Below are 12251 nucleotides of genomic sequence, written 5' to 3'. Positions count from 1 at the left end.
ATGGAGTCAGCCATGAGTGAAAAGATTCTTGATCTGTTTGTTATTGGCGGTGGCATCAACGGTGCGGGTATCGCACGTGATGCCGCCGGGCGCGGGCTATCTGTCGCCATGTGTGAAAAGGACGATCTGGCCCAGGGCACATCTTCTCGTTCCGGCAAGCTGGTACATGGCGGGTTACGTTATCTGGAATATTATGAATTTCGTCTGGTCCGTGAAGCGCTTATCGAACGTGAAGTGTTGTTAAATGCGGCACCGCATATTGTCTGGCCGATGCGCTTTGTCCTTCCGCATAGCCCAGGCGATCGTCCGGCATGGCTTGTCCGTATGGGGCTTTACTTATATGACCACCTGGGTGGGCGTAAAAAACTTCCCGGTACACGGATCCTCGATTTACATCAAGATCCGGAAGGCGCGCCAATCAAAAATGCGTATCGCAAAGGGTTTGAGTATTCCGACTGCTGGGTAGATGATGCGCGACTGGTCTCACTGAACGCACTGGACGCCGCCGAGCACGGAGCCACTATTCTCACCCGTACGCGTTGTATCTCCGCCCACCGTGCTGCCGACGCATGGGTTATCACATTACAAAACACTCAAACCGGTGAACAACAGACGCTGCGTGCCAAAGCGCTGGTCAATGCGGCTGGCCCCTGGGTTCTGGAGATAATCAACCAGGTGACCCAAACCCGCAGCAGCCGCAACGTTCGTCTGGTGAAAGGTTCACACATCATCGTGCCGAAATTCTGGGAAGGTCAGCAAGCCTACCTGATGCAAAATAACGATAAACGCGTCATTTTTATTAACCCGTATGAAGGCGATAAGGCACTGATTGGCACCACCGATATCCCCTGGGAAGGTGATGCTGACTCCGTGACTGCCGACGACAGCGAGCAGCAATATCTGCTGGATGCGGTTAATCGTTATTTCAAAATTCAGCTCTGCGCCAGTGATGTCATCACCCGTTTTTCCGGGGTAAGGCCACTGTTTGATGATGGCAAAGGTAACCCTTCGGCAGTAACGCGTGACTATGTGTTTGAGCTTGATGAGCAACAACAATTGCCGTTGCTGCATGTGTTTGGCGGGAAAATCACCACCTTCCGTAAACTGGCGGAACACGCCCTGCAAAAACTGAAACCCTTTTTTCCGCACATGGGTGCCGACTGGACGCGCACAGCAGTGCTGCCCGGCGGAGAAATAGCCGATGCTGATTTTGAAACTTTCCTGCAATCCATGAAAAGCCGTTACAACTGGTTACCTCAGCATCTGTGTAAGCATTACGCCCGTCTGTATGGCGCGCGGATGCCACAGCTGTTAGGGGAAGCAACGAGCCTTGAGGAGTTAGGCCTGCACTTCGGCGGTCTGTTTTATGAAGCCGAAGCGCGTTACCTCATCGAAAAAGAGTGGGCGAAACAGGCGGATGATATTCTTTGGCGACGGACCAAGCATGGTCTTCACCTTAGCGACGATGAGCAACGGGCCTTTAGCGGATGGTTTACCGCCACCAGCCATTCGCCACTACAGGCTAAAGCCAGCTAAGGAGAGAATAATGGCGCTTTCTTTGTCTTTAAATACCAATCCATTGGTTAACCGGATTGCGACGCCGGAAGATCTGCTTAATACCATTGCCCGGCAAATTCGTATTCGGGATATTCAGCTTACTCATGAATTTATCAACCCAGGCTGGCCTGCGTCGACCATCGCCCAGATGCTGCGGCGAATGAAAAAAGCCCAGCTTTCCACCGGGGTACGTGTGACATCCGGTATGACCGGGCCTTATGGTCGGCTAAACCATTTCGGGCATCCGGATGCGTCAGTACGCCGTTACTACATCGACTGGTTTAAAACTTTTGCGGATATCACGGCTGAACTTGGCGGTGACGCCATTGGTTCACAGTTTGCGATTTTCACGCAACAGGATCACAACGACCCACAGCAGCGGGAAGCGTTGATTAACATCGCCATTGATTGCTGGGGAGAAGTGGCAGAACACGCAAAATCTGCCGGATTAAAATATCTCTTCTGGGAACCAATGAGTATAGGCCGCGAGTTCGGTGAAACCATCCCCGCTTGTCTGGCGCTGCAAAACAGACTGAGCGCGGCCCCGTTTGCCATTCCCATGTGGATGATGGCAGATATTGATCATGGTGATGTCACCTCACCCGATCCGCGGGATTATGATCCGTATGCCTGGGCGCAAGCCGTTCCCCGCTACTCGCCTATTATTCATATAAAGCAAAGTATGCAGGATAAAGGTGGGCACCGCCCCTTTACTGCTCAGTACAATAAACACGGTCGCATTCAGCCAGAAGCGTTGCTGAATGCCCTGGCCCGTGGCGGCGCTAAAGATAATGAGATATGCCTGGAACTGAGTTTCAAAGAGCGGGAACCGACCGACAGCCTGACTTGCGCTGAAATAGCCGAAAGCGTTGCCTACTGGGCGCCTTATATTGATACCGGCGTTGAGGATTTGAATATCTGAACGCTGTAAAAAGTCTGGAACAAGAGATGAAATATATGGATAGCGACGAGACACTTAGTTTGCGTGCGGCATGGCTGCACTATGTTGGCGGTCTCACCCAGGCGGAAGTGGCAAAACGGCTGGGATTGCCATCGGTGAAAACGCATCGACTGATTGCCCGCGCCGTATCTGAAGGCGCGGTTAAGGTCAGTATCGAGGGTGATATTGTAGCCTGCGTAGAACTGGAGTCGCAGTTAGCAAAACGCTTCGGCCTCACATTTTGTTGTGTGGCGCCGGATACCGCAGAGGAAGGACTCCCGGTCCGCGCACTGGGGATGGCAGGCGCGGATTACCTTCGTAACGTACTGAAAAATCATCCTGATATCACCATAGGAATGGGGCATGGGCGAACTCTTTCTGCCGCTATTCATCAGCTACGCCAAATCGATGCCCACCAGGTGCGCTTTGTTTCGCTGCTCGGCTGCCTGACGCGCAATTACGCCCTCAATCCCCATGATGTTATGCATCGCATTGCCGAAAAAACCGGAGCTCAGGCTTATATGATGCCCGTGCCATTCATCGCCAATAGTGTTGAAGACAAAGAAGTGATGCTTTCTCAACACGGTGTGCGTCAGGTGTTTGATATGGCAATGGGTAGCGCAATGAAATTAGTGGGGATTGGTACTGTGGAACCCGCAGCTCAGCTGGTGGAGGCCGGGATGATCGACGTGAGTGAAATTAATGCGATATCAGCCTCGGGGGCAGTCGGCGAGATTTTAGGCCATTTCTTTACCGCTAAAGGCCAACGAATTGATAATGGTTTGACCGCCAGAACAATGACGATTCCTTTGGATCTGCAACGCCGCGACAATATTGTGGCACTGGCGGGTGGGCCAACGAAAATATCCGCCATCCAGGCGGTGCTGGCCAGTGGGCTTATTAATGGTCTAATTACTGACGAATTAACGGCCAGGGCATTGCTTGATGCAACAGCAGACTGACACATACTGAGAGTTATTGTTTACTCCGGGAAGTTTCAGAGCAAAAGTGTGAGCCTTCTTCCTCCCCTTTTTTTACCCAATGCAATTTACACACACTTCAGGAATAGCGATCGCGAAGCCACCTTTCCTCGCTTTCCCTGAAATAGCTATCTCCGTTATCATGTGTTCCTTCTGCGATAACAACGAAAACAAAAAAACATCGCTATTCACTTAAAATCAGGGAACCGGACATAACTCCATGAGTGCAATAGAAAATTTTGACGCCCATACACCAATGATGCAGCAATATCTCAAGCTGAAAGCCCAGCATCCCGAGATCCTGCTGTTTTACCGGATGGGTGATTTTTATGAACTATTTTATGACGACGCAAAACGTGCGTCACAACTGCTGGATATTTCACTGACCAAACGCGGCGCTTCAGCGGGCGAGCCGATCCCGATGGCGGGAATTCCCTACCATGCGGTGGAAAACTACCTCGCCAAACTGGTGAATCAGGGCGAGTCCGTTGCCATCTGCGAACAAATTGGCGATCCGGCGACCAGCAAAGGTCCGGTTGAGCGCAAAGTTGTGCGTATCGTTACGCCGGGCACCATCAGCGATGAAGCGCTGTTGCAGGAGCGTCAGGACAACCTGCTGGCGGCTATCTGGCAGGACAGCAAAGGTTTCGGCTACGCGACGCTGGATATCAGTTCCGGTCGTTTTCGCCTGAGTGAACCGGCTGACCGCGAAACGATGGCGGCAGAACTGCAACGCACTAATCCGGCGGAACTGCTGTATGCAGAAGATTTTGCTGAAATGTCGCTGATTGAAGGTCGTCGCGGTTTGCGCCGTCGTCCGCTGTGGGAGTTTGAAATCGACACCGCGCGCCAGCAGTTGAATCTACAATTTGGTACTCGCGATCTGGTCGGTTTTGGCGTCGAGAACGCGCCGCGCGGACTTTGTGCCGCCGGTTGTCTGTTGCAGTATGCGAAAGATACGCAACGCACGACCCTGCCGCATATTCGTTCTATCACTATGGAACGTGAGCAGGACAGCATCATTATGGATGCCGCAACGCGCCGTAACCTGGAAATTACCCAGAACCTGGCGGGCGGTGCGGAAAACACACTGGCTTCAGTGCTCGACTGCACCGTCACGCCGATGGGCAGCCGTATGCTGAAACGCTGGCTGCATATGCCAGTGCGCGATACCCGCGTGTTGCTTGAGCGCCAGCAAACTATTGGCGCATTGCAGGATTTCACCGCTGAGCTGCAGCCGGTACTGCGTCAGGTCGGCGACCTGGAACGTATTCTGGCACGTCTGGCTTTACGGACTGCCCGCCCACGCGATCTGGCCCGTATGCGTCACGCTTTCCAGCAACTGCCAGAACTACGCGCGCAGTTAGAAAGTGTCGATAGTGCACCGGTACAGGCGCTGCGTGAGAAAATGGGCGAGTTTGCCGAGCTGCGCGATCTGCTGGAGCGAGCAATCATCGACACACCGCCGGTGCTGGTACGCGACGGTGGTGTTATCGCATCAGGCTATAACGAAGAGCTGGATGAGTGGCGAGCGCTGGCTGACGGCGCGACAGATTATCTGGAGCGTCTGGAAGTTCGCGAGCGTGAACGTACCGGCCTGGACACGCTGAAAGTCGGCTTTAACGCGGTGCATGGTTATTACATTCAGATTAGCCGTGGACAAAGCCATCTGGCACCCATCAACTATATGCGTCGTCAGACGCTGAAAAACGCCGAACGCTACATTATTCCAGAGCTAAAAGAGTATGAAGACAAAGTACTCACCTCGAAAGGTAAAGCGCTGGCACTGGAAAAACAGCTTTATGAAGAGTTGTTCGACCTGCTGTTGCCGCATCTGGAGGCGTTGCAACAGAGCGCGAGCGCACTGGCAGAACTCGACGTACTGGTGAACCTGGCGGAACGGGCCTATACCCTGAACTACACCTGCCCGACCTTCATTGATAAACCGGGTATTCGCATTACCGAAGGTCGCCATCCGGTGGTTGAACAGGTACTGAATGAGCCGTTTATCGCTAACCCGCTGAACCTGTCGCCGCAGCGTCGCATGTTGATCATCACCGGTCCGAACATGGGCGGTAAAAGTACCTATATGCGCCAGACCGCGTTGATTGCGCTGATGGCCTACATCGGTAGCTACGTACCGGCGCAAAAAGTCGAGATTGGCCCGATCGACCGTATCTTTACCCGTGTAGGCGCGGCTGACGATCTGGCATCCGGGCGTTCAACCTTTATGGTGGAGATGACCGAAACCGCCAATATTCTGCATAATGCCACGGAGTACAGCCTGGTGTTGATGGATGAGATTGGGCGCGGAACGTCCACTTACGATGGTCTGTCGCTGGCATGGGCGTGCGCGGAAAATCTGGCGAATAAGATTAAAGCGTTGACGTTGTTTGCTACCCACTACTTTGAACTGACTCAACTGCCGGAGAAAATGGAAGGCGTCGCCAACGTGCATCTCGATGCACTGGAGCACGGCGACACCATCGCATTTATGCACAGCGTACAGGATGGCGCAGCGAGCAAAAGCTACGGTCTGGCGGTTGCTGCTCTGGCGGGCGTGCCAAAAGAGGTGATTAAGCGCGCACGGCAAAAACTGCGTGAGCTGGAAAGCATTTCGCCGAACGCCGCCGCTACGCAAGTGGATGGTACGCAAATGTCTTTGCTGTCAGTACCGGAAGAAACCTCGCCAGCGGTCGAAGCACTGGAAAATCTCGACCCGGATTCACTGACTCCGCGTCAGGCGCTGGAGTGGATTTATCGCTTGAAGAGTCTGGTGTAATAACAATTCCCGATAGTTTTTTGCTATCGGGAATATTAACGACAACTGACGAATCAAATAAAAATACCCTGTATAATAGGAAATCTTATTTTACAGGGTAAAACCATGCCATCTACACGCTATCAAAAAATTAATGCCCATCACTATCGCCATATATGGGCCGTTGGTGATATTCATGGTGACTATCAATTATTACAATCCCGCTTACATCAACTCTCTTTTTGCCCTGAAACCGACTTACTTATTTCTGTCGGCGATAATATTGATCGTGGGCCGGAGAGTCTTAACGTGCTGCGCCTGCTAAACCAGCCCTGGTTTACATCGGTTAAAGGCAACCATGAAGCGATGGCATTGGATGCGTTCGCGACCGGCGATGGTAATATGTGGTTAGCCAGCGGTGGTAACTGGTTTTTCGATTTAAATGATTCAGAGCAACAAGAGGCAATAGATCTGTTGCTGAAATTCCATCACCTTCCACATATTATTGAAATCACTAACGACATAATAAAATATGTCATCGCACATGCGGATTATCCAGGTGATGAATATCAGTTTGGTAAAGAAATAGCAGAAAGCGAATTACTCTGGCCTGTTGATCGTGTACTGAAATCGCTCAAAGGCGAGTTACAGGAAATAAACGGCGCCGACTGCTTTATCTTCGGTCATATGATGTTTGATAACATCCAGACGTTCGCCAACCAGGTTTATATTGATACCGGATCGCCGGAAAGCGGGCGGCTGTCGTTTTATAAAATCAAATAACGTGGCCGGGTAAAGCAAAGCCTCTACCCGGCCCTTTTTTATTAGCGCTTATCTGCCGCCAGCAGCGGCGGAATGCTCGGCACCATTGGCGCGTCATCAATATCTTTCTGCGTCATACGGAACGCTTGCGGGTAATGTTCGCGGCTGGTGCGGCGTAGCGGTTCAGTATCGCGCCAGGTATAAAGGCAATGCTGGCACTGGTAGACCGTCCAGACATCTTTCACCGGCGATTTCGCCATCACTTCAATCTGTTCATCGGCACAACGTGGACAAATCATCTTGTTCTCCTTATTTACGTGCGGCCAGCATAGCGGTCAGTTTTTCAGCCCAGGCTTTGGTTTCCGGTAAGTCCACCACCGGCTGGCTGTAGTGACCACGGTTGTCCGGGGCGACAGGCGTAGTGGCATCGATAATCAGCTTGTCGGTGATCCCCGCCGGGCTTGAGCCAGGGTCGAGTTCCAGTACTGACATATTCGGCAACTGCACCAGATCCCCTGCCGGGTTCACTTTCGACGAAAGCGCCCACATCACCTGCGGCAGGTTGAACGGGTCAACGTCTTCATCGACCATAATCACCATCTTCACATAACCCAGACCGTGCGGCGTGGTCATCGCACGCAGGCCCACCGCGCGGGCAAAGCCGCCGTAGCGTTTTTTGGTGGAGATAATCGCCAGCAGGCCGTGGGTGTACATAGCGTTCACCGCTTGCACTTCCGGGAACTCGGCTTTCAGTTGCTGATACAGCGGCACACAGGTGGCTGGCCCCATCAGGTAGTCGATTTCGGTCCACGGCATACCGAGATAGAGCGATTCAAAAATCGGTTTGGTGCGGTAAGAGACTTTATCGATGCGCACTACGGTCATGTTGCGCCCGCCGGAGTAGTGGCCGGTAAATTCACCGAACGGCCCTTCAATCTCGCGTTTACGGCTTTCGATCACCCCTTCGAGGATCACCTCCGAGCCCCACGGCACATCAAAACCGGTCAGCGGGGCGGTGGCGATCGGGTACGGGCTTTCGCGTAGTGCGCCAGCCATTTCGTACTCTGATTGATCGTATTTCAGCGGGGTGGCCCCCATCAGGGTGATGATCGGATCGTTACCGAGCGTGATCGCAATCGGCAGATCTTCACCGCGCTCTTCTGCTTTATGCAGATGCAGGGCGATATCGTGCATCGGCACCGGTTGCAGGCCGAGCTTACGCTTGCCCTTAACTTCCATGCGGTAGATGCCGACATTCTGCTTGCCGAAGTTATCCGGGTCGAGCGGATCGCGGGAAACCACGCACGCTTTGTCGAGATAGAAACCGCCATCGCCATCGTTTAAACGAAACAGCGGCAGGATATTGAACAAATTGATCTCGTCGCCATCGACGATGTTCTGCGCCCAGGCCGGATTCGCACGGCGCTCCGGCGCAATGGGAAAGTTATCCCAGCGGCGGATAAACTCATCAATCTGTTTTTTAACCGGGGTGTTTGGCGGCAGGCCGAGGGAAATCGCGTGGTTCTGCCAGGAGCCGATGGTGTTCATTGCCACGCGGGCATCGGTAAAGCCGCGAATATTGTCAAACCACAGCGCCGGTGCACCGTCGCCGATACGCCCGGTGGCGTTGGCAGCGGCTGCCAGATCCGGCTCGGCGTTCACTTCTTCACTGATTTTCAGTAACTGACCGTAGTCATCAAGCGCCTGTAAAAAGCTGCGTAAATCATCAAATGCCATTATTCATTCTCCTGGGAAAATTCCGGGCCTGCGGCAATCCTTGCCAGCGCCTGGCGTGAGGATGTTCGAGGCCAAATTGATCCAGCACGCGGGCTACCACGTGGTGGACAATGTCATCTACCGTTTCGGGATGGTTATAAAAGGCAGGCATCGGCGGCACCATCGCCACGCCCATGCGCGAAAGTGCGAGCATATTTTCGAGATGGATGGTGCTAAGCGGCATTTCACGCGGCACCAGCACCAGTTTGCGGCCTTCTTTGAGCACGACGTCCGCCGCGCGCCCTACCAGGCCATCGGCGTAACCAGCGCGGATACCGGCGAGCGTTTTCATACTGCACGGAATAACGATCATGCCGTCGGTACGAAAGGAACCTGAGGAGATGGTTGCGGCCTGATCCGCCGGGTTATGGCAGAAGTCTGCGAGGGCAGCAACATCGCGGGCGTTGTAAGGCGTTTCCAGTTCAATGGTGGTTTTCGCCCACTTCGACATCACCAGATGAGTCTCGACATTCGGCATCTCCCGCAGCGCTTGCAGTAATGCCACACCAAGAGGCGCTCCGGTGGCCCCTGTCATCCCGACGATCAGTCTCATTGTTAATTCTCTTAATTGTTCGTATACGAACGTTATTATTAAAATACGCCTCTGTTCTCATCGCGGCAAGCACTGAAAAGTAACAACATCCCCTGCGTCACTGAAAAACCGCTATGATAGCGGCAGATAGTTTGCCCGGAGTTTACATGGCGTTACGAAATAAAGCGTTCCATCAGTTACGACAGCTTTTTCAGCAGCACACATCTCGCTGGCAGCATGAGCTACCTGACCTGACCAAACCGCAGTACGCGGTGATGCGCGCCATTGCTGATAAGCCTGGCATCGAACAGGTTGCGCTGATGGAAGCAGCAGTCAGCACCAAAGCAACGCTGGCAGAAATGCTGGCACGAATGGAAAATCGTGGCTTAGTCAGACGAGAACATGACTCTGCTGATAAGCGGCGACGCTTTGTCTGGCTGACTGCCGAAGGAGAAAAGGTACTTGCTGCGGCGATACCGATTGGTGACAGTGTGGATGAGGAATTTTTGGGACGTTTGAGTGGAGAAGAGCAGGAGCTGTTTATGCAGCTGGTGCGCAAGATGATGAGCAAATAGGATGTTGATTGCCGGGTGGGACGCTGACGTGTCTTATCCAGGCGACAAAACACACCGACTCCCCAAATAAAAGAAAAAGGCCAGCCTCGCTTGAGACTGGCCTTTCTGACAGATGCTTACTTATTCGCGGAACAGCGCTTCGATATTCAGCCCCTGCGTTTGCAGGATTTCGCGCAAACGGCGCAGGCCTTCAACCTGAATCTGGCGAACACGTTCACGGGTGAGGCCAATTTCACGACCTACATCTTCCAGTGTTGCCGCTTCGTACCCCAGCAAACCGAATCGACGTGCCAGCACTTCACGCTGTTTGGCGTTCAGTTCGAACAGCCATTTGACGATGCTTTGTTTCATATCGTCATCTTGCGTGGTATCTTCCGGGCCGTTTTCTTTTTCATCGGCCAGGATGTCCAGCAACGCTTTTTCGGAATCTCCACCCAGCGGGGTGTCTACCGAGGTAATGCGCTCGTTAAGACGAAGCATACGGCTGACGTCATCAACTGGCTTATCCAGTTGCTCTGCGATCTCTTCCGCGCTCGGTTCGTGGTCCAGCTTATGGGACAACTCACGTGCGGTTCGCAGGTAAACGTTCAGCTCCTTTACGATGTGAATCGGCAAACGAATAGTACGGGTTTGGTTCATAATCGCCCGCTCGATCGTCTGGCGAATCCACCAGGTTGCGTATGTTGAGAAGCGGAAACCACGTTCCGGGTCAAACTTCTCAACCGCGCGGATCAGCCCCAGGTTGCCCTCTTCGATCAGATCCAATAACGCCAGACCACGATTGCCATAACGGCGGGCAATCTTCACGACCAGACGCAGGTTACTTTCAATCATCCGGCGACGTGAAGCGACATCTCCACGCAGTGCGCGACGCGCGAAATAAACTTCTTCTTCGGCCGTTAACAGGGGCGAATAACCAATCTCACCAAGGTAAAGCTGAGTCGCGTCCAACACACGCTGTGTGGCCCCTTGCGATAACAGCTCCTCTTCAGCCAAATCGTTATCACTGGGTTCCTCTTCAACTAAGGCTTTCTCGTCAAAAACCTCAACTCCGTTCTCATCAAATTCCGCGTCTTCATTTAAATCATGAACTTTCAGCGTATTCTGACTCATAAGGTGGCTCCTACCCGTGATCCCTTGACGGAACTAGCAAGCAAAAGCCTGGTTCCGCCGAATTATCGCTGCGGTAAATAACGCAGCGGGTTTACGGATTTCCCCTTGTAACGAATTTCAAAATGCAAGCGTGTTGAACTGGTTCCGGTGCTACCCATGGTCGCTATTTTTTGCCCCGCCTTCACTTCTTGTTGTTCCCGGACCAGCATTGTATCGTTATGGGCGTAGGCACTCAGGTAATCATCATTATGTTTGATGATAATCAGATTACCGTAACCGCGCAGCGCGTTACCGGCATAAACAACACGGCCATCTGCGGTCGCGTTGATTGCCTGTCCTTTACTGCCTGCAATATCGATCCCTTTATTGCCCCCTTCGGAAGCCCCAAAGGTTTCGATCACTTTGCCACTCGTCGGCCAGAGCCATGCAGAAATAGCGGCACTGTTGGACGAACTGCTTGCAGTTGGCTCGGTTGTGCTTGCTGTTGGTACCGTTACAGGCGCTGTGACAGCCGTCGCAGTTGGCTTGTTGTTCGGCAACATTTTGTTAGCACTCTGTTCACCCGAAGACTCAGAATACGTAATTGTCGGTTGCGACGCAACAGCAACGGTTGAATTTTGTGCAGGCTTGATCACAACTCCTTGCTCTGCTGCGTCGGCCTGGGTAATTGCATTTCCTCCAGTGATTGGCGTACCTGAAGCATTACCCACCTGTAAGGTCTGACCGACGTTCAGCGCGTATGGCGCCTGAATATTATTGCGTTGGGCGAGATCGCGGAAATCGTTGCCAGTAATCCAGGCGATATAGAAAAGTGTGTCGCCTTTTTTCACGGTATAGGTACTGCCGCTATAACTGCCTTTCGGAATGTTCCCATACTGACGGTTGTAGACGATGCGTCCGTTTTCCATCTGTACCGGCTGCTGAGCTACTGGCTGCACTGGCTGGATTTGCGGCTGTTGTGCAGATTGAATTTGTGGTTGTTGTACTGACTGAATTTGGGGCTGTTGTATCCCGGTGCTGGTTGACCCCATTTTTGGTGGCGGCGTAATTAGCATCCCGGAACTGGTATTGGTCGAATTACCGCCGTTGACGGAGGTAACCGGTGCTGGTGGATTCGACGTATCTGTACAACCTGCCAGCCAGAGCGAAACCAGTGACAAAGCCGCAATGCGGCGAACGGTGAATTTTGGGCTTCCCGCGCTCATTTATCCCCCAAGAAAAATTGGTTAATAACCAGTGACATAATTACCGCGCA

The 12251-nt window shown here is 52.8% G+C and carries 10 protein-coding genes and 1 pseudogene; 6 read left to right on the top strand and 5 right to left on the bottom strand.

The features are described from left to right. The first annotated feature begins 12 nt into the window (after nt 1–12). From K0335_RS17755 to pphB, 5 genes are all read left to right on the top strand, one after another. Nucleotides 13–1536 (top strand): glycerol-3-phosphate dehydrogenase, encoded by a 1524-nt coding sequence (locus K0335_RS17755; protein WP_001290828.1) that lies wholly within the window; start codon nt 13–15, stop codon nt 1534–1536. Nucleotides 1537–1546: 10 nt separating this feature from the next. Continuing rightward, nucleotides 1547–2479, top strand: a complete 933-nt coding sequence (locus K0335_RS17750) for a sugar phosphate isomerase/epimerase (RefSeq protein WP_001218513.1) — start codon at nt 1547–1549, stop codon at nt 2477–2479. 26 nt (nt 2480–2505) lie between these two features. Continuing rightward, nucleotides 2506–3459 (top strand): sugar-binding transcriptional regulator, encoded by a 954-nt coding sequence (locus tag K0335_RS17745; protein WP_000876523.1) that lies wholly within the window; start codon nt 2506–2508, stop codon nt 3457–3459. A gap of 238 nt (nt 3460–3697) precedes the next feature. After that, nucleotides 3698–6259, top strand: coding sequence for a DNA mismatch repair protein MutS (gene mutS, locus K0335_RS17740; RefSeq protein ID WP_001272892.1), 2562 nt, complete (start codon nt 3698–3700; stop codon nt 6257–6259). Nucleotides 6260–6364: 105 nt separating this feature from the next. After that, entirely contained in the window at nt 6365–7021 is a 657-nt protein-coding gene (gene pphB, locus K0335_RS17735; protein WP_001141298.1) for a protein-serine/threonine phosphatase, read from the top strand. Between the two features lie 41 nt (nt 7022–7062). Here the strand turns inward: pphB and K0335_RS17730 are convergent, their stop codons facing one another. From K0335_RS17730 to K0335_RS17720, 3 genes and pseudogenes are all read right to left on the bottom strand, one after another. Next, nucleotides 7063–7299, bottom strand: a complete 237-nt coding sequence (locus K0335_RS17730; protein ID WP_000562985.1) for a non-oxidative hydroxyarylic acid decarboxylases subunit D — start codon at nt 7297–7299, stop codon at nt 7063–7065. Between the two features lie 10 nt (nt 7300–7309). After that, complete coding sequence (locus K0335_RS17725; RefSeq protein WP_104920135.1) at nt 7310–8737, bottom strand: non-oxidative hydroxyarylic acid decarboxylases subunit C; 1428 nt, start codon at nt 8735–8737, stop codon at nt 7310–7312. Then, a pseudogene (locus tag K0335_RS17720) lies at nt 8737–9329 on the bottom strand (non-oxidative hydroxyarylic acid decarboxylases subunit B). The gene K0335_RS17725 and the pseudogene K0335_RS17720 overlap by 1 nt, the downstream one beginning before the upstream one ends. A gap of 146 nt (nt 9330–9475) precedes the next feature. Here K0335_RS17720 and K0335_RS17715 point away from each other — a divergent pair. After that, nucleotides 9476–9883, top strand: a complete 408-nt coding sequence (locus K0335_RS17715; protein WP_001208086.1) for a MarR family winged helix-turn-helix transcriptional regulator — start codon at nt 9476–9478, stop codon at nt 9881–9883. A 120-nt stretch (nt 9884–10003) separates the two neighbouring features. Here K0335_RS17715 and rpoS read toward each other — a convergent pair whose 3' ends face one another. Further along, nucleotides 10004–10996 (bottom strand): RNA polymerase sigma factor RpoS, encoded by a 993-nt coding sequence (gene rpoS, locus K0335_RS17710; protein ID WP_000081550.1) that lies wholly within the window; start codon nt 10994–10996, stop codon nt 10004–10006. A 62-nt stretch (nt 10997–11058) separates the two neighbouring features. Then, nucleotides 11059–12150, bottom strand: coding sequence for a murein hydrolase activator NlpD (nlpD, locus tag K0335_RS17705; RefSeq protein ID WP_223667341.1), 1092 nt, complete (start codon nt 12148–12150; stop codon nt 11059–11061). Nucleotides 12151–12251: the final 101 nt, after the last annotated feature.

Source organism: Escherichia sp. GZ89, assembly GCF_019366485.1.
GTDB classification, from domain to species: Bacteria; Pseudomonadota; Gammaproteobacteria; order Enterobacterales; family Enterobacteriaceae; genus Escherichia; species Escherichia fergusonii.
Note: the sequence above shows the minus strand (reverse complement) of the source record. Positions and strands in the feature narration are given on the sequence as shown.